General features: G+C 70.9%; 18 protein-coding genes. 12 read left to right on the top strand and 6 right to left on the bottom strand.

Annotated elements, in window-relative coordinates:
* Nucleotides 1–52 precede the first annotated feature (52 nt).
* The 12 genes from ACFWP7_RS32645 (at nt 53) to serS (ending at nt 12,342) form a co-directional block, all read left to right on the top strand.
* The gene (locus ACFWP7_RS32645) at nt 53–1,684 is read left to right on the top strand and encodes an aldehyde dehydrogenase family protein (RefSeq protein ID WP_384388954.1); all 1,632 of its coding nucleotides are present in this window, start codon (nt 53–55) and stop codon (nt 1,682–1,684) included.
* 38 nt (nt 1,685–1,722) lie between these two features.
* On the top strand, nt 1,723–2,862 hold the full coding sequence (locus tag ACFWP7_RS32640) for an acyl-CoA dehydrogenase (protein ID WP_384388872.1): 1,140 nt from the start codon (nt 1,723–1,725) through the stop codon (nt 2,860–2,862).
* Nucleotides 2,863–2,932: 70 nt separating this feature from the next.
* The gene (locus tag ACFWP7_RS32635) at nt 2,933–4,216 is read left to right on the top strand and encodes an aspartate aminotransferase family protein (protein ID WP_384388869.1); all 1,284 of its coding nucleotides are present in this window, start codon (nt 2,933–2,935) and stop codon (nt 4,214–4,216) included.
* Nucleotides 4,217–4,218: 2 nt separating this feature from the next.
* Entirely contained in the window at nt 4,219–4,701 is a 483-nt protein-coding gene (locus ACFWP7_RS32630) for a type II toxin-antitoxin system RatA family toxin (RefSeq protein WP_384388866.1), read from the top strand.
* A gap of 6 nt (nt 4,702–4,707) precedes the next feature.
* Nucleotides 4,708–5,244 carry a hypothetical protein gene (locus tag ACFWP7_RS32625; RefSeq protein WP_384388864.1) on the top strand — a complete coding sequence of 179 codons (537 nt, stop codon included), beginning with the start codon at nt 4,708–4,710 and terminating at the stop codon, nt 5,242–5,244.
* Nucleotides 5,241–5,795, top strand: a complete 555-nt coding sequence (locus tag ACFWP7_RS32620; protein ID WP_384388861.1) for a flavin reductase family protein — start codon at nt 5,241–5,243, stop codon at nt 5,793–5,795. The genes ACFWP7_RS32625 and ACFWP7_RS32620 overlap by 4 nt, the downstream gene beginning before the upstream one ends.
* On the top strand, nt 5,792–6,775 hold the full coding sequence (locus ACFWP7_RS32615; protein WP_384388858.1) for a VlmB-like protein: 984 nt from the start codon (nt 5,792–5,794) through the stop codon (nt 6,773–6,775). The genes ACFWP7_RS32620 and ACFWP7_RS32615 overlap by 4 nt, the downstream gene beginning before the upstream one ends.
* Nucleotides 6,772–7,794 carry a beta-ketoacyl-ACP synthase III gene (locus ACFWP7_RS32610; protein WP_384388855.1) on the top strand — a complete coding sequence of 341 codons (1,023 nt, stop codon included), beginning with the start codon at nt 6,772–6,774 and terminating at the stop codon, nt 7,792–7,794. The genes ACFWP7_RS32615 and ACFWP7_RS32610 overlap by 4 nt, the downstream gene beginning before the upstream one ends.
* 118 nt (nt 7,795–7,912) lie before the next feature.
* Entirely contained in the window at nt 7,913–8,143 is a 231-nt protein-coding gene (locus ACFWP7_RS32605) for a phosphopantetheine-binding protein (protein WP_384388852.1), read from the top strand.
* Nucleotides 8,143–9,363 carry a beta-ketoacyl-[acyl-carrier-protein] synthase family protein gene (locus ACFWP7_RS32600; protein ID WP_384388849.1) on the top strand — a complete coding sequence of 407 codons (1,221 nt, stop codon included), beginning with the start codon at nt 8,143–8,145 and terminating at the stop codon, nt 9,361–9,363. Before ACFWP7_RS32605 ends, ACFWP7_RS32600 begins: the two co-directional genes overlap by 1 nt.
* Before the next feature lie 119 nt (nt 9,364–9,482).
* Nucleotides 9,483–11,072, top strand: a complete 1,590-nt coding sequence (locus ACFWP7_RS32595) for an APC family permease (protein ID WP_384388846.1) — start codon at nt 9,483–9,485, stop codon at nt 11,070–11,072.
* Nucleotides 11,056–12,342 carry a serine--tRNA ligase gene (gene serS, locus ACFWP7_RS32590; RefSeq protein ID WP_384388843.1) on the top strand — a complete coding sequence of 429 codons (1,287 nt, stop codon included), beginning with the start codon at nt 11,056–11,058 and terminating at the stop codon, nt 12,340–12,342. The genes ACFWP7_RS32595 and serS overlap by 17 nt, the downstream gene beginning before the upstream one ends.
* A gap of 152 nt (nt 12,343–12,494) precedes the next feature.
* On the opposite strand, the gene fabI is transcribed toward serS, so the two are convergent.
* The 6 genes from fabI to ACFWP7_RS32560 form a co-directional block, all read right to left on the bottom strand.
* Nucleotides 12,495–13,259: an enoyl-ACP reductase FabI gene (gene fabI / locus ACFWP7_RS32585; protein ID WP_384388840.1), complete on the bottom strand. Its 765-nt coding sequence runs from the start codon at nt 13,257–13,259 to the stop codon at nt 12,495–12,497.
* Nucleotides 13,256–13,582 carry a ferredoxin gene (gene fdxA / locus ACFWP7_RS32580; RefSeq protein ID WP_384388837.1) on the bottom strand — a complete coding sequence of 109 codons (327 nt, stop codon included), beginning with the start codon at nt 13,580–13,582 and terminating at the stop codon, nt 13,256–13,258. Before fdxA ends, fabI begins: the two co-directional genes overlap by 4 nt.
* Nucleotides 13,583–13,618: 36 nt before the next feature.
* On the bottom strand, nt 13,619–15,022 hold the full coding sequence (locus ACFWP7_RS32575; RefSeq protein ID WP_384388835.1) for an MFS transporter: 1,404 nt from the start codon (nt 15,020–15,022) through the stop codon (nt 13,619–13,621).
* 108 nt (nt 15,023–15,130) lie between these two features.
* The gene (locus ACFWP7_RS32570) at nt 15,131–16,225 is read right to left on the bottom strand and encodes a fatty acid desaturase family protein (protein WP_384388951.1); all 1,095 of its coding nucleotides are present in this window, start codon (nt 16,223–16,225) and stop codon (nt 15,131–15,133) included.
* A gap of 502 nt (nt 16,226–16,727) precedes the next feature.
* Nucleotides 16,728–16,886, bottom strand: a complete 159-nt coding sequence (locus ACFWP7_RS32565; RefSeq protein ID WP_384388832.1) for a hypothetical protein — start codon at nt 16,884–16,886, stop codon at nt 16,728–16,730.
* Nucleotides 16,887–16,930: 44 nt separating this feature from the next.
* On the bottom strand, nt 16,931–17,926 hold the full coding sequence (locus ACFWP7_RS32560) for a DUF2156 domain-containing protein (RefSeq protein ID WP_384388829.1): 996 nt from the start codon (nt 17,924–17,926) through the stop codon (nt 16,931–16,933).
* Between the last annotated feature and the right edge of the window lie 231 nt (nt 17,927–18,157).

The following is an 18,157-nucleotide window of genomic DNA, read 5'->3' as shown; positions in this document are numbered from 1 at the left end:
CGGAAGAGAACCGCCCGGAAAAATCCCCACGGAAAGCTCGGAAGGGCTGATGATGCTTCACGGAGCTGCGCAGGAAGAAAGTGCTCCGGCACATTCCGGATTCAGGAGCTACGACCTCTATATCGCGGGCAAGGATGTCGCCGGTGCCGGGTGGGTCTACACCGTCAGCGGACGATCCCTGCTGGAAGACGTGTTCACCAGTGTGAGCCTCAAACGCCAGCTGGAGCAGGACCCGGAGTCCGAGGCGGCCCAGCACCCCTATGTGGTGGGCCGTTGCGCGATCGCCGACGACAACGCCATCGACATGGCGACGCAGGCCGCCGCGGCCGCCGCCTCGGACTGGGCGGCCGTTCCGCTGGAGCGGCGGATGCGCCTGGGCACCCGGTTCAGGGAGGAACTCCTCAAGCACCAGGACGAGTTTCTCGAGATGCTGGTCGCCGAGTCGCACCCGGTGAAGCTGGCCCGCTGGGAACTCAGTTGCCTGCTTCAGATCTACGCCCCGGGAAGCCTGCGCTGGTACACGAAGCAGATGCGGGTCGAGAAGGAGTACGCGGGCCGCAAGCTGATTCTGCACCGCCAGCCCGACGGTGTGGTGGCGTTCAACCCCCCGCAGAACGCCCCGCTGCCCAGTGCCGCCCTCTCGGTACTGGCGCTGATGGCCGGCAACGCCGTCATCGTCAGGGCACCGCGCAGTATCGCGCTGAGCACCATGTGGCTGCTGCGCGACATCGTTGCCCCGCTGCTGGAGGAACTGGACGCGCCGCCCGGTGTGCTCAACGCGGTGTGCAGCAACCCCAAGCAGACGATGGACCGCTGGATCACCGACCCGCTGATCGACGACATCTTCTACATCGGTGGCAGCCAGGAGGGCCTGCGCTTCGAGCAGCAGTGCGTCGCGCACGGCAAGAAGCCCATCCTGGAGCTGGCCGGCAACGACGGCATCGTGGTGTGGAAGGACGCCGACGTGAAGTGGGCGGCCGAGGCCGTCACCGAGTCCTTCTTCGGCTCCGGCCAGATCTGCATGGTGCCCAACTATGTGCTGGTCCACCCGGACATCGCCGACGCGCTCATCGCCGAGGTGAAGGAGCAGGTCAAGGCGATCCGGCCGGGTCTGCCCGAGGAGGAGGACGTCCTGCTGTCGCCGGTGCGCCGCAGTGAGCGGTTCTTCCGGCTGCTGCGCCAGGCACTCGACAACGGAGCCACCCTCGTCACCGGCGGCCGGCGCACCGAGGTCGACGGCACCCCCTCGGAAACCGGCGTCTTCCTCCAGCCCACCGTCCTGCGCGTGGACGGCCTGGACCGCGCCCGCACCTACGACGTCGTCCGCGAGGAGACCTTCTTCCCGCTCATCCCCGTCATCGTGCCGGAGCACGAGAACGACGACGCCCTGCTGGAGGCGTTCCTGCGGTTCGTCAACTCCAACGAGTACGGGCTGCGCAACTCCCTGTGGTCCCGCTCCGACCACGTCATCGAGACCTTCGTCCGGCGCGTCGTCAACGGCGGTCTGCTGAAGGTGAACGACTCGCACATCGGTTTCCTGCCGTATCTGCCCAGCCACGGCGGCACCGGCCGCACCGGCGGGGCCTTCGGCGAGGCCAACTACCCGATGCTCAAGACCTCGCACGTCCAGGGAGTCAGCATCGCCCGCGACATCAGTCCCTACGACGCGGTCTTCGGCGCCTGAGGGCCCCACCGCCGTCCGTCCTCACCGGAGGTTTCCCCGTGCGTTCCCTCGATGCTGCTCGGGCCGTCTGCGAGCACTTCCATCCCGGTCTGATCAAGGAGCTGAAGGAGATCCCGTACGCCACACGGGAGCATCCCGGCAGCCCGGTGATCGACCTGTTCCGCATCCACAGCGGCGTCGGCCTGCTGATCCCCCAGAAGTACGGCGGTCACGGCGCCACCCCGCTGGAGGCGCTACGCATACAGCTGGCGCTGGGCGCCGAGTCCCCCTCGCTGGTCGCGGCCGTCTCCATGCACCACTTCACCGCCGCCATGCTCTACTCCCTGGCCGTCAACGCCGGCCGGCTCACCGGCGCCCAGACCGAGTTGCTGCACCGGATCGTCCCCGAGCAGCAGGTCATGGGTTCCGGCTGGGCCGAGGGCCGCACCGCGCAGAACATCCTCACTCCCGGGGTGTCCGCCCGGCCGGTCCAGGGCGGCTATCTGCTGTCCGGCTCCAAGAAGCCGTGCAGCCTCTCGCGCTCGATGAGCCTGCTCACCGCGAGCATCGCCATCCACGGCGACGAAGGCGTCCCCGAGCTGGCACTCGCCCTGGTGCCCGCCGACGCGCCCGGCCTTTCCGTCCACCCGTTCTGGGGCAACGACCTGCTGGCGGGTGCGGAGAGCGACGAGGTGCGCCTCGAAGACGTCTTCGTACCGGCCGACATGGTCGTACGGGCCGGGGCGGACGACCCGCAGCGCCTGGACGACCTGCAGACGGCCGGGTTCGTCTGGTTCGAGCTGCTCATCTCGGCCGGCTACGCGGGCGGTGCCGCGGCCCTCGTCGAGCAGGTGCTGGAGCGCGAGCGCGGCAGCGTCCAGGAACGGGCCGCCCTCGCCGTGGACCTGGAGGCCGCCCTCGCACTCCTCGAAGGGGTCGCGCGGGCGATCGGTCCCGAGCCGGGCGACGAGGAGTCGGTGGCCCGCGTCCTGGTCGCCCGCTACGCCGTGCAGAACGCGCTGCCGGGGATCGCCTCCCGGGCCCTGGAGCTGCTCGGCGGTCTGGACTTCATCAGCGGTTCCGCGCACGCCCTGGCGGCGGCCGCCGTGCGCGCCCTCGCCTTCCATCCGCCGTCCCGGGGCGCCGCCGCCGAACCGCTGCTGCGCTACTTCGACGGCGGCCCGCTGGTGCTGGCCTGAGCGGACGCCCTGCTGTCGTGCCCCCGGTGACCGCTGAGCCACCGACCCCGTTCTTTGGAGTGAGATACCCATGACCGTGATCCAGGAGGCCCCGGCAGACACCGAGGCGGAGATCCTCGGCCTGTACCGGGCCCATCTGAGCAAGGGCCGGGCCACCCTCGCCGAGCTCTTCGGCAGCCACATGGAGGTGGCGTCGGAAGGCGCCTGGCTCACCGCGAGCGACGGAGAACGCTTCCTCAACGCGGGCGGCTACGGCGTGTTCATCATGGGCGCCCGCCATCCGATCGTGATGGAGGAGGTGGAGCGCCAGCTGCGTACCCACCCCACCGCCACCCGCATCCTGCTCGAACCCACCGTGGCCCGCGCCGCCGAGGCGCTGGTCTCCGTGATGCCCGAGGGCCTGGACCGGGTGCACTTCGCGCTGTCCGGCGCGGAGGCGGTCGAGACCGGCCTCAAACTGGCCCGCGCGGGCGGCTACAAGCGGACCGTCTCGATGCACGGCGGCTACCACGGCAAGACGCTGGGCGCGCTGTCCGCCACCGCGAAGGACGTCTACCAGCGGCCGTTCAGGCCCCTGGTGCCCGACTTCCTGCATCTGCCGTTCGGCGACGCGGATGCCCTGGAGGCGGAGCTCGCCGCCCACCCGGGCGAGGTCTGCGTCATCCTCGAACCCATCCAGGGCGAGGGCGGCGTCATCATTCCGCCCCGGGGCTACCTCAAGCGCGTCGAAGAGCTGGTCCGCGCCCACGACGGGTTCCTGATCCTCGACGAGGTGCAGTCCGGTTTCGGCCGGCTCGGCGAATGGTGGGGAGCGGACATCGAGGGCGTGGTGCCCGACGTACTGCTCGCGGGCAAGGCGCTCGGCGGCGGTGTGCTGCCGGTCTCCGCGGCCATCGCGACGCGCAAGGCCTTCCGCCCCTTCGACAAGGACCCCTACGTCCACACCTCGACCTTCTCCGGCCAGCCCGTGCTGATGGCCGCGGTACGGGGCGCCATCCGGGCGGTTCAGGAAGAGCGGCTGGTCACCCGGGCCACCGACCTCGGGGCGGCGCTGCTGCCCCGGATCACCGAGATCGCCTACCGCAACATCCCCGAACTCGTCGTGGAGGTCCGCGGCCGAGGTCTGCTCATCGGGATCGAGCTCGTCGAGGCCGGCCTCGCGGGCGAGCTGCTGATCGAGCTCTTCAACCACGGCGTGGTCGCCAACCACTCCATGAACGGCAGCTCGGTGGTGCGGTTCACGCCGCCCGCCGTGCTCAGCGACACCGACGTGGAATTCCTCCTCAACTCCTTCGATCTGGCCACCCGCGACCTCGTGCGCGGCGCGGCCACAATGCCGGAAGGCGGTAACTGATCGTGCGGCACGTCGAACTGGATGCCCTGATACCCGCGGAGCAGGCCGACGCGGTCTACGACTCCGTACGGCGCTGGGAGCGGTACCCAGACCTTGCGCCCCATGTGAACACGACCACGGTGCACGCCACCTACCCCGCTGAGAACGCCAGTTCCAGCTGGGAACTGCACTTCCGCAGCGGTCTGCTGCGCTGGACCGAGTCCGACGTCTTCGTGCCGGAGCAGGGCGAGATCCGCTTCGAGCAGACCGACGGCGACTTCGACTCCTTCGTCGGCACCTGGTCCCTGCTCCAGGACGGCGCGGATGTCGCCGTGCGCTTCACCGCGGACTTCGACTTCGGTATCCCGAGCCTGGAGGGAATCCTCGACCCGATCGCCGAGCGGGTCATCAAGGAGACCGTCGCCTGGGCGCTGACCGGACTGTTCCCCGCCGTGCGGCTCCTGGGCGGCGTCGAGCTCACCACACCCGCCACCGTGGGGAGTTGACCGGCCATGGACCAGGCGAACCCCTTCGAGACACCAAGGACGTACTCGCTGCACCGGGCCGAGTACCTGGTGGGCCTCGCCGTCACCACCGGGCTGATCATCGCCCACTTCGGCGAGATCCGCTGGCTGCCGGCGATCGCGCTGTTCCTCTACATCGACCTGATCGGCTACATCCCCGGCGCGATCGCCTTCAAGCAGAGCGGCGGCCGGCCGATCCACAAGGCGTACTACGTGCTCTACAACACGATGCACAGCCTCATCACGCAGGGCGCGGTGGCCGCGCTGTGGTGCTGGCTGGTGAAACCCGAGTGGGCGCTGCTGGTGCTGCCCTTCCATCTCTTCGGCGACCGCGGCCTGTTCGGCAACTTCATGAAGTCGTTCGCGCTGCCCTTCGAGCCGGTCCGGCAGCCCAGTTACCTGCGGCTCCTCGACGACCTGGGGATCGCCCACCCGAAGCCGGCCGGGCACGCCACGGACCCGGTGGCGGTCGGCCACATCCCCGCGCCGCAGGTCCGCCAGAAGAGTCCGGAGGCCGTGCGATGACCACCGTCACCGAGGTTCGGACCGCGCGCCGCGCGGTGCGGCAGGACCCGGAACAGCGCCGCCGGGCGCTGTACCACCTGGCATCACCCGTGTCGGTGCTGACCGTCGACCACGAGGGCGCCGCGCACGGCACGACCGCGAGCACGGTCACGCTGGTGTCCCGCAAGCCCCTGCTGGTCGGGGTCGTGCTGCGGGCCGACTCGTCCTTCGCACGGCTCGCAGCCGCCGAGGGCAGGTTCGCGATCAACGTACTCTCCGCCGAACAGGCCGATGTGGCACGCCACTTCGCGGACAGCGGCCGCCCCGATGGCCCTGAGCAGTTCGCGGGGCTCGCATGGACGAGCGACTCCTACGCGCACGCCCCGCTGATCGCGGGCGCGCTCGCGCACTACACCTGCCGGTTCCACTCCGCGCACCCGGCGGGCGACAGCGAGCTGCTGCTCGGTCATGTCGTGCGCGCCACGGCCGACGAGGTGCCGCCCCTGTTCAGCTACGCCGGCGGTCTGTTCGCCGGTTCCCTGCGCCCCGCGAAGGAGACATCGGCATCATGACCGGTTCTGTGGCACCCGAGGCCGACTGGGACAAGGCGCCCGGCCTGCTCGACGGCGCGAAGGAGCTCACGCTCGGCCCCGAGGAGTGCAACCTCGCCTACTGGTTCACCTCGGTGGCCCAGGGCACGCTGCGCGACCGGGGCGAGACCGGGCACCACGTGGACGCGACGGTTCCCGACTTCCTCCGGGAGCCCGGTCCGCTGCGCGACGCGCTGATCCTGGAGTTCGGCTTCCGCAGCCTGTCCGAGGAGATCGCGACCCGGCTGCTCGGCCACTACGTCGCCATCGCACCCGGCATACCCGAACTGGAGTTCTACGCAACCCAGTTGATCGACGAGGCGCGGCACGCCCGCGTCTTCCGCAACCACCTGGTGGAACTGGGGATGTCCGCGGACACCCTGCTCGCGGACATCGACGACATGGCCGCGGACTACCGCAAGCGCGTCCTGGACCCGGTGGAGAACTTCACCCTCGACATCGTCCGCGACCAGGCCGACTTCCCCGGCGCCGTCGCCGTGTTCGCCATCGTCATCGAAGGGGTGCTCGCCCCGGCCGCCGAGCTGAGCGAGCGCAAGTGGACCCCGCTGTCCCCGGCCACCGGCGAGATCTCCCGCGGCACCGCCATCGACGAGATCCGCCATCTGACCGTGGCCAGCACGATCCTGCGCGACCACACCGCCCGCCACCCCGAGTACCGCCCGCGCCTCCTGGAGATCCTGCGGGCCGGGGTACAGCTGTGGGACGAGGTCCCCGACCGCGAGTTCGTCATCCACCGCGAGGAACTCTTCCAGCAGGGCATGGCCCAGCACGCCGACAGGATCGGCGACTACGAGATCTGGCCCGGCGTACGGATGCTCGACACCACCCCGGACCAGCGCTACGACATGGCCGAGCGCTGGACGGACGAGATGGCCGAGTCCCGCATGGCGTACATGGGCCTGCCCGTGGACGTCCTGAGCAGCCCCGGGACCGGGACATGAGCGGTGGCACGGGGGCGACCGGGCGGGCGGCCGTGATCGACGGGATCGGGGCGTACGTACCCCCGGGGCTGGTGACCAACGACGATCTGGCCCAGCGCCTGGACACCTCCGACGCCTGGATCCGCTCGCGCACCGGCATCGCCGAGCGATACGTGGTGTCGCCCGGCACCGCCACCTCCGACCTGGCCGTGGAGGCAGGGCTGCGCGCGCTGAAGTCGGCGGGCGACGACCGGGTGGACGCGGTCGTGCTGGCCACCACCACGCCCGACCAGCCCTGCCCCGGCACCGCACCGCAGGTGGCGGCCCGGCTCGGTCTCGGCCAGGTCGCCGCGTTCGACGTGGCCGCCGTCTGCTCCGGGTTCCTGTACGGCCTGGCCACCGCCTCCGGACTGATCGCCGCCGGGGTGGCCGGCCGCGTACTGCTCATCGCCGCCGACGCGTTCACCACGCTCATCAACCCCGCCGACCGCACCACCGCGGTGATCTTCGCCGACGGGGCGGGCGCGGTGGTCCTGCGGGCCGGCACGCCGGACGAGCCGGGGGCGATCGGCCCACAGGTCCTCGGCAGCGACGGCGAACTGAGCCATCTCATCACCGTGCCTGCCGGGGGCTCACGACAGCGCTCGACCGGTCCCCCGGCCGACCCGGACGACCAGTACTTCCGGATGCTGGGCCGCGACACCTACCGGCACGCCGTGGAGCGCATGACCGCCGCCTCACGGCAGGCGGCCGAGCTCGCCGGCTGGCAGCTCGATGACGTCGACCGGTTCGCGGCGCACCAGGCCAACGCCCGCATCCTCGACTCGGTCGCGGAGCGCCTCGCCGTTCCCGCCGAGCGGCAGCTGACCAACATCGAGCGGGTCGGCAACACCGGAGCCGCCTCGATCCCGCTGCTGCTGTCGCAGGCCACCGCCGACGGCCGGCTCCGCGCCGGGCACCGGGTGCTGCTGACCGCGTTCGGCGGGGGCCTGTCCTGGGGCGCGACCACGCTGGTCTGGCCGGAGGTACAGCCGGTCTGACCCTTCGTCAACCACCGCACACCGCGCCACGCACAGCCGCACCCCGCACAGCCGCACCCCTCGCACACCGCACACCGCACACCGCACACCCGCATCACACAACCCGAAAGGAACCGTCATGCTGGAGCAGCTCAAGGAAATCCTGTCCACCAAGCTCAAGGTGTCGCCCGAGTCCATCACCCCGGAGGCCACCCGCGAGGACATCGAGCTGGACTCGCTGGCCGTGGTGGAGCTCTCGTTGCTGCTCAAGTCCGAACTGGACCTCGACATAAGCGACGACGACCTCCTTGAGGCCGCCACCGTGGCCGACATGGTCCGGCTCATGGAGGAGCGGAGCGCGAAGGTCTGATGGCCGGCATCGACATCGCCGTCACCGGACTCGGTCTGGTCACCCCGGGCGGCGTCGGGGTCGAGGCGAGCTGGGCGGCGGTCTGTGACGGCAGGTCCGCCGCGGCGCTCGATCCCGCGCTGGCGGACAATCCGGTACGCATCTCCTGCCGGGTGCCGGGCTTCGATCCCGAGCGGCTGCTGAGCGCCCGGCGAGCCCACCGCCTGGACCGGTTCGTACAGTTCGCCCTGGTCGCCGCCCGTGAGGCGGTCGCCGACGCGGGCCTCGATCCGCAGACCTGGGACGGGGCACGCGTCGGGGTGGTGCTGGGCTGCGCCGACGGCGGACCCGGCACGGTCGAGGAGCAGCATCATGTGCTGCGGGAGCAGGGCGCCGCCCGGGTGTCCCCGCTGCTGCTGCCCATGCAGCTGCCGAACATGCTGGCCGGTCAGACGGCCATCGAGTTCGGGGCCACCGGACCCAACCTGGTGGTGACCACGGCCTGCGCCTCGGGCGGCACCGCCATCGGCACGGCGCGGGACCTGCTCACCCTGGGGCGCTGCGACATCGTCCTGGCGGGCGGCAGCGAGGCGATGATCACTCCCCTGGTCATGGCCGGCTTCGCACAGATGGGTGCCCTGTCCCGGCGGGAGGAGGACCCGGCCACCGCGTCCCGTCCCTTCGACGCGGACCGGGACGGGTTCGTCGCCGGGGAGGGCGCCGGGATCCTCGTCATGGAACGCGTCGAGGACGCCCGGGCCCGGGGTGCGCACATCCACGGCCGGATCGTCGGCTACGGAGCCACCGCGGACGCCCACCACATGACGTCGCCGCACCCGGACGGCGCCGGAGTCGAGGCGGCGGTCCGCGCCGCCCTCGCCGACGCCGGCGCCGACCCGGACGACGTGCAGCACGTGAACGCCCACGGCACCTCCACCCCGCTCAACGACCTCGCCGAGGGCCGCATGATCCGCCGCACCCTCCAGGGAGATCCCCTGGTCACCTCGACGAAGGGAGTCACCGGTCATCTGCTGGGCGCGGCCGGCGCGGTGGAGGCGGCGTTCACGCTGCTGAGCATCAAGCACGAGCTGGTGCCGCCGATCGCCAACCTGTCCATCCCCGACCCGCGAATCGAAGTGAAACTGGCCCTCACCGCGACCTCCATGCCCATCGACCTGGCCCTCAGCAACTCGTGCGGCTTCGGCGGCCAGAACACCGTCCTGGCCTTCGCCCCGGCCTGAGGACCCGTCCCAGCGGCCACCGGCCAAAGGCCCGCCCCGGCCTCCGCCCGGTGGCCGCCCCGCGTCCCCGGTACCCACGCTCTCCCGTGCTCTCCCACCTCTCCTGACCTGGAGTCCCCATGTCCAAGAGCGGTTCCCCTCCAACGGACGGTCGGCCGGTCGCCGACGCGGCCACCCCGCGGGGGCGGCTCGGCACCCGGCACATCCTGTTCCTGATCGTCGCGGCGGCCGCCCCGCTGTCCGCGATGGTCGGCACCGTGCCGCTCGCGTTCGCGTTCGGCAACGGCGCGGGCGTCCCGGCCGCCTTCCTCTTCGCCGGCGTCACCCTGCTCTGCTTCTCCGTGGGGTACGCCGTCAGCGCCCGCCGCACCGGCGGGTCCGGCGGTTTCTACGCCTCGACGGCCGACGGTCTGGGGCGCCCGCCCGCCGTCGCCGCGGGTCTCGTCGCCCTGCTCGCCTACAACTGCGCCACCATCGGCCTGGCCGGGGCGCTCGGCTACTTCACCCAACTGGTGCTTGCGGCCCATGGGTTCACCGTGTCCTGGCAGTGGTGCGCCGCCGTCGGCCTGCTCGCGGTCGCCGTTCTCGGCTACCGCGAGATCGCGATCAGCGCCCGGGTGCTCGCCCTGCTGATGCTCGGCGAGATCGGCATCCTCCTCGCCCTGGACGTGGCGATCCTGGCCCGTCACGGCCTGTCCGCGCTGCCCACGGCCTCGTTCTCCCCGCAGGTGGCCACCGGCCCCGGACTGGGCGTGGCAGTGATGTTCGCGTTCGTCTCCTACATCGGTTTCGAGTCGGCGGCGCTGTACGGAAAGGAGGCACGCGACCCGCGGCGCAGTGTCCCCCGGGCCACCTATGCCGCCGTACTGCTGATCACCGTGTTCTACGCGCTCACCAGCTGGCTGGCGGTCGGAGCGCTCGGCACCGGCAAGGTGCGCGAGGCCGCCACCGAGCGGATGGGCGACCTGTTCTTCGTCCTCGGCGACGACTTCCTCGGCACCACGGGCAGCACCGGTCTCCAGATCCTGCTCTGCACCAGCCTGTTCGCCGCGACCCTGGCGCTGCACGGTGCGGCCAACCGGTACGCCCAGGTGCTCGCCGAGGACGGTCTGCTCCCCGCCGCCCTGGCCGTCGAGCACCCCCGGCACCGCTCCCCGCACCGGGCGAGCATCGCCCAGAGCGTGCTGACGGCTCTGGTCGTCGGCGGCTTCGCGGTCGCGGGCCTCGACCCGTACGCCGATCTCACCACCAGCATGCTGGGCCTGGGCACGCTGGGCATCGTCGTCCTCCAGGCGATGGCCGCGCTGTCCGTCCTCGGGCTGCGACTGCGACAACGGCGCGGGCAAGCGCAGGGGCACTGGTGGCGGGAGGTCGTCGCACCGCTGCTGGGCTTCGCCGGGCTGGCGGCCTCCGTCTGGCTGGTGACCGGCAACTTCGCCATGCTCACCGGATCTCCCGACCCGCTCATCGCGAAGCTGCCGTGGCTGCTGGTCGCGGTGGCCGCCCTCGGCCTCACCTACGCCGGCGTGCTGCGCTCCGCCCGCCCCGACCGCTACCGGCAACTGGGCGCCCGCCACCTCACCACCGCCGACCCCGGCCCTCCCGTCGGGCAAGGCACGGCAACAGACACGGCAACCGGCAGCACGTCCGTACCCACCGCCCGCCTTCCCGAACGCGCCTCAGGAGACCGTCATGCACGATCCACGTGAGCTGCTCGACGACGGACCGGCCGCCGTGCGGCGGCTGGCCCGTCGCCGCTACGCCCTCGACCTGCCCGCCCTCGCCGAAGGCCTGCGCGGCCGGGCCGACGCCCAGGCGGAGGTGACCCGGCTGCGGACCGAACTGAACCGGACCTCGCGCGGGGGCGGGCGGTCGGGTCCGCCCTCCGAGCAGGCCAAGGAGGCCGCACGCGCGCTGCGCGCCGAGGTCCAGCGGGCCGAGGCGACGGCCAGGACCACCGGCCAGGACCTCACGGACCTGCTGCTCGGCATCCCCAACGTCCCCCTGGACACGGTCCCGGACGGCGACTCCGAGAAGGAGGCGGTGGAGATACGCCGCGGCGGCCCGTCCCCGCAGGCCGCCGCCGACGCCCGCCACCACTCCGACATCGGCGAGTCGCTCGGCATCCTGGACGCTCCGGCCGCCGCCCGGCTCTCCGGCGCCCGCTTCAGCGTCAGCCGCGGTGCCGGCGCCCGGCTGGAACGGGCCCTGGCCGACTTCTTCCTCGATCTGCACACCCAGGAGCACGGCTACACCGAGCACTCCGTGCCGTTCCTCGTCAGCCGGGACACCATGACGGGCACCGGCCAACTCCCCAAGTTCGAGGAGGACTTGTTCCGCACCCAGGTCGGCGACCGCGAGCTGTTCCTGATCCCCACCGCGGAGGTACCGCTCACCAACCTGCTGGCCGGGCAGCTGCTCGACGCCCGCGCCCTGCCGTACGCCTTCACCGCCCGCACCCCCTGCTTCCGCGCGGAGGCCGGGGCGTACGGACGGGACACCCGGGGCATCCTGCGGCTGCACCAGTTCGAGAAGGTGGAACTGGTGCGTGTCTGTGCCCCGGAGGACGCCCAGAAACAGCTCGCACTCATGGTGGAGCACGCCGAGGAATGCCTGCGGCGCCTCGAACTCTCCTACCGTGTGGTCCTGTTGCCGGCCGGCGACCTGGGCTTCTCGGCCAGGATGACGTACGACATCGAGGTGTGGCTGCCGGGCAGCGACGCCTACCGCGAGATCTCCTCGGTCTCCGACTGCGGCACCTTCCAGGCCCGCCGCGCCGACATCCGCCACAAGTCGCCGGACGGCCGCAAGGCCCCGGTCGCCACCCTCAACGGCTCGGCGCTGCCCATCGGCCGCACCGTCGCCGCGCTCCTGGAACAGGGTCAGCAGCCGGACGGTTCGGTCCTGCTCCCCGCGGCCCTCGCCTCGTACACCGGTTTCCGCCGCATCCTGCCGGGCGGCGAGACCCGTCCCGACTGAGCGGCCCGCCCCAACGGACGTGACAGGGGCGGGAGTCCGGGCGTGACACCCGGGCTCCCGCCCCTTTCGGGTACCGGGCTCCCGCCCCTTTCGCGTACCGGGCTCCCGCTCCTTTTCGGGTACCGGACTCCCGCCACTGTCACGTACTGGAGTCACGCTCCCGTCATGTGCACCCCGCCGTCCACATGGACGATCTCCCCGGTGGTGCGCGGGAAGAAGTCCGACAGGAGCGCGGCCACACCGCGCGCCGCGGGCTCGGGGTCCGCGAGGTCCCAGCCGATCGGGGCCCGGCCGGGCCACATGTCGGCGAGCTCCGAGAAGCCCGGGATGGACTTGGCCGCCATCGAGCGCAGCGGCCCGGCCGCGACGAGGTTGCAGCGGATCCCGCTCGGGCCCAGGTCGCGGGCGAGATAGCGGCTGGTCGACTCCAGCGCGGCCTTGGCGACGCCCATCCAGTCGTACCGCGGCCAGGCGACCGTCGCATCGAAGGTGAGCCCGACCACCGAGCCGCCGCGCCGCGCCATCAGCGGAAGGCAGGCGGTGGTGAGCGACTTGAGGGAGTACGCGGACACGTGCACCGCGGTCGAGACGTCCGCCCAGTCGCCGTCGAGGAAGCTGAAGGCGCCGCGCGGTCCGTACGCGATGGAGTGCACGACCCCGTCGAGACCGTCGACGTGCTCCCGCACCCGGCCCGCGAGCCCGTCCAGGTGCTCCTGATCGGTGACGTCCAGCTCGATCACCGGAGCGGGCTTGGGCAGCCGCTGCGCGATGCGTTCGATCAGCGAGAGCCTGCCGAAGCCGGTCAGCACGACCTCGGCGCCCTCCTCCTGCGCGATCCGCGCCACGTGGAAGGCGATGGACGATTCCGTGACGACACCGGTCACCAGGACGCGCTTGCCCGCGAGAAGTCCGCTCATGACCGGGTCACCGCCTGCGGCAGGGCGCCCACGAGCGGCGAGTCGTGGTCGAGAGCGCCGAGCGCGGCACCGCCGCCCGGTGCGCCGAGTTCGGCGAAGAAGTCGGCATTGGAGGCGCGGTGGTCGCCCCACTCGGCGGGGATGTCGTCCTCGAAGCAGATGGCCTCGACGGGGCACACCGGCTCGCAGGCACCGCAGTCCACGCATTCGTCGGGCTGGATGTAGAGGGCGCGCCGGCCCTCGTAGATGCAGTCCACGGGGCATTCGTCGATGCAGGACCTGTCCTTCACATCGACACACGGCAGGGCGATGACGTACGTCATCCGAAACTCCTTAGTTCCTCTTCGGGGTCCAGGGGTTCACCGGGTCGGCGCGCGGTCGACCGAGGCGCCGGTCGTGTGGTCGCCCAGCGCAAGAACAGTGACGGTGAGCACGGCCATCGCGGCGGCGATGACGGCGAACAGCGCTCCGGGTCCGTGCGACTCCAGAACGGGCAGCAGGACGAACGGCAGCGCGGCGGCGCTGAGTTTGGAGAGCGAGTAGGCGGCGCCGGACGCGGTGGCACGGATGGCCGTCGGGTACTGCTCGGAGAGGTAGACGTGCGACACGCTGGAGAAGACGTTGCTGCACAGCGTGTAGGCGAAGCCGAACACCACGATGAGTGCGACGGAGCCCGCGAGGGCGAAGCCCATGCCGGCCGCGGCCATCGCGGCGGCCGAGACCGCGACCAGTGTCTTGCGCTCGACCCGGTCGATGACGGGCAGGGACAGTGCCGAGCCGGCCGGATAGCCGAGGAACGACAGAGCGGTGTAGCCGAGACCCGCGACGATGCCGTACCCCTTGGCCGCCAGGATCTGGGGCGCCAGTGAGCCGAATCCGTAGTAGCCGACCACGGAGAGCGCGCAGAAGATCCAGAGCATCACCGTCCGGCGCCGCAGCCCCGGCTTCAGGACGTCCCGCATCCGGACCACCCCGGACGTCGTACCGACCTCCTTGGCGTCCCCGGCCGTCGGTACGACGTCCGCTCCGGTCGGCGACGTACCGGGCGGCACCTCGGCCTCCATGCGGGACACCAGCTGCTCGGCCTCCTCCTCGCGGCCGACCGACGCCAGCCAGCGTGGTGACTCGATCAGCCGCCGCCGCAGGATCCACACCACCGCTGACCCCAGCGACCCGGCGACGAAGAGCCAGCGCCAGCCGTCCACACCGAGCGGCGACAGCGGTACGAGCCACAGGGCCGCGAAGCCCACGGCGGGCACCCCGCAGAAGGCGAGCGTGTAGGCCCCGGCGATGAACCGGCCGCGCTTGGCGGCGGGCAGCACATCGGCCAGATAGGTGTCGGAGAGGGTCTGTTCGGCGCCGATGCCGACACCGGCCAGGAACCGGGTCGCGATCAGCCAGGCCGCGTTGGGCGAGAAGGCTCCGAGCAGCGAGAAGGCCGAGTAGATCGCGAGATTGACCAGGAAGGCGCGGCGCCGGCCGTACCGGTCGGCGATCCTGCCGAGCAGCAGCGAACCGAAGAACTGGCCGATGAACGCGGAGGCCAGCACCAGTTTGAGCTCGTTCGCGCCGAAGGCGAAGTCGCTCTGGAGCACCTTGGCGATGGTGCCCGACAGGTTGTTCTCAAAGGTGTCGAAGAGCAGACCGACGCCGACGACCAGCGTGAGTCTGCGATGCGTAGGGGTGATCGGCATGCGGTCCAGACGGACCCCGATCGAGGCGGGAGCGGAAACTCCGCTCATCGCCTTGGCGGTGTCAAGCATGGGCGAGGCTCCTAGGTCCTGTCGGAAGGGGCCGCCCGGGCGCCGGCGGACCCGGGCATGCGGGCCCGGGGGCCGGGGCAGTTGTGCGGGGAGGGGCACCTCATGAGGTCAGGCGGCTCGGCCGGATTCCTGTCGGATGCGCTCGTCGACGTCGCCGCGCCGCACCGGCGCGCTGACCTCGTGCAGGAACGAGGCGACTTCGCGGTACGAGGCCCAGAAGCCGACCTCGTGGTAGGGCACTCCGCGCTCGGCGCAGTAGGCGCGGGTGAGTTCGCGGGCGCGCGGCAGGTTCTTCTGCGGCATGGCCGGGAAGAGATGGTGCTCGACCTGGTAGTTGAGGCCGCCGTAGAGGAAGTCGATGGCCAGGGACGGACGGATGTTGCGGGAGGTGAGGACCTGCCGCTCCAGCCAGTCCAGGGTCTCCTCGTCTCCGCTGCGGACCTCCATGCCCTTGTGGTTCGGCGCGAAGATCAGCCCGAAGTAGACGCCCAGGACGGCCTGTTGGACCAGGATGAAGGCGACCGCGAGAACCGGCGAGAGGATCGTGAACACGAGGGCCAGGTAGACCGCGACGCGCACCGTCAGCAGGAACGACTCCAGGACGGGTCGCTTGGTCTTGCCCTGGGCGATCGACTGGACCGCCGTCTTGTGCATCTTGAAGGACTCCAGGACCAGCAGCACGAAGAACAGCACGCTCTGGTAGCGCACCACGAACTTCTGGACGCCGCTGCGGGTCGGGTACTGCCTGATGTCGAAGATCGCGGTGCGCCGGCCGATGTCCGGGTCCATGTCCAGGTGGTTGGGGTTGCTGTGGTGCCGGTTGTGGTGGTTGACCCACCAGCCGAAACTGACCCCGTTGACGAAGTTGGCGTGGAAGTAGCCGACGGCGGAGGCGGCCTTCTTGCTGCGGAACATGGCCTTGTGGCCGGCGTCGTGCCACATGAAGGCGGACTGGCCCCCGCACAGGCCCATCCACAGGGCCGTCAGGAGCTGCCACCACGAGTCACCCAGGGCGACGAAGGCCGCTAACCCGACCAGCAGCAGGGTGGTGTTCAGGGTCAACCTGCCTATGTAGTACCGCGGATCGAGATCGAGGAGACCTTCCGCCTTGACGCGTTTGAGGAGCTCGGCGAAGGTGGCCGACGCCCCGGTGCGCTGCTGGTCGGTGGTGTCCTTGGCTTCTTGGACGTGCGGACGCGGCATACGTTGCTCTCCTTGGGAGAAGTGCCCGAAGCGGGCGGCGGCGTCGCTGCCCGACAGACGTGCGGGCGCCACGAGTCGACGGTGCGCCCTCGGGCGTTCCCGGGGCGCGGTGGTACCCACCCGGCACGCCCGGACCGCCGGAGCACCATGCGGTGCCCCACCGCCCGGGCCGCCGAGCGAACGTGTGTCCAGCGTTCCGTGCCGCGCTGATGTGACACTGATACTGGGCTGATTGATCGGGTCCGGGACGGGATGGGGCGGAGGGCTGTGCCCGGGACGGGCGAGGCCGTGCCCGGTCGCGGACGGGTCCGGACCGGGACGCACGGGTCCGGACCGAGACGGACGGGGCCGGACCGGGACGCACGGGTCCGGACCGAGACGGACGGGGCCGGACCGGGACGCACGGGTCCGGACCGAGACGGACGGGTCCGGACCGAGACGGACGGGTCCGGACCGAGACGGACGGGTCCGGACCGAGACGGCCAGGGCCGTGTCAGGCCGGTCAGGCCGGGGTCGGTGCCTCGCGCAGGCGCGTGTCGAGCGCCTGGACGATGCCGTCGGCGGCTCGGGCGACATCCTCGTCGTCGGGGGCGCCGATGATGGCCATGAGCTGCTCGACCATCGCGTGCTGGAGGGTCTCGGTCTCTTCGCTGTCACTCACTGCTCTCAACTCCAAGTCGGGAAGCCGATGGACCTGACGGTGGATCAGAACGCGTTGCAGGCACGGAAGATGTGCGCGAAGCCGGCGAGCGAGGCCTGCGACCCGTCGAAGGCGACGTACTCCGGGATCAGCTCGTCGGGCGCCCACTTCTGCTTGTACGAGAGCTGGGTCTGCGCCGGGTAGAGCGCCGCGCCCTCGGCCCACAGGGCGTGCATCAGCCACTGGAACGCCGGGCTGTGACCGTCGAGTTCATGACGCGCGTCCAGCCCCGTGAAGGGCGTGAACCCGAAGTGCAGCCACTCGACACCCTCGGCCCGGAACACCTCGATGGCGTGCGCGTTGATGGCCTCCATCAGTCCCGGTGAGCCGTCCGGTATCCGCCGGCTCAGGTCGTGCATCCAGCCGGCCCTGCCGCCGTAGACGGGCGCGTACGAGATGTACGCGACCGGCGTGCCCTCGATGGTCCCGGCGAACAGGCGGCGCTCCGCCTGTGCCTCGCCGCCTATCTGCCCCACCAGGAACTCCAGAGCGTGGGCGCCCCCCTTCGAGCCGAGCCAGGCCTCGTCGATGGCCGCGATCGCGTCCTGCCAGTCGCCGGCCGCGACCTCCTGGATCTTCAGGCCGTTGCGGTGCGCCCGCGAGATCTTGTTGCGCAGCTGCATGAAGCGGGTACCGCGCAGCGAGAAGTCGGGGAGTTGTACGGCCCAGGAGGCGCCGACCTGATTGACCGTGAAGCCGCGCTGGACGTACCGCTCGGCGTCGGCGCGCTGGAGCTGTACGCCGACGAGGTGCAGACCCTCGTCCTGCACGTACCGGCGGAAGCCGTCGAGGAGCGTGTCGTAGTCCTCCTGGGCGGCGAAGGGGCCGCCGAGCTGGACGGCGTACCGGCCGGTGCGGCGGTACACCACGACCCCGTCCCGGCCGGGGAGGGTGAAGGTGCTGTTACCGCTGTTGAGCGCCAGGAAAGCACTGGGATTTTCGCTGTGTGTGTGACTTCGGACCGCCCCGAATATCGGGTTGTCCGTAACGGTTGCGGGCATGCCCGTACCCCTTTCGGAAGCTCTTTTGGTAGTTGCGAGTAGAGCATCGGCGGCCCGTCAAGGGGAAGACCACAAAGGAATTCCGATACCGCGTCAGAGACATGTCAGCTCTTCATCAGCACCCCCTGCCAATGTTGTTCTCGTGAACGGCACGGGAAACCGGAAGCCGGGAACAAGGAGAGGTGCCCGGAGCGGCTGATCGGGGACCAAGAGCACGCCTCAAAGGTCGGG

Origin of the sequence: Streptomyces sp. NPDC058470 (genome assembly GCF_042721055.1) — a bacterium.
Classification (GTDB): Bacteria; Actinomycetota; Actinomycetes; order Streptomycetales; family Streptomycetaceae; genus Streptomyces.
This window is presented reverse-complemented; position numbering and strand designations above follow the sequence as displayed.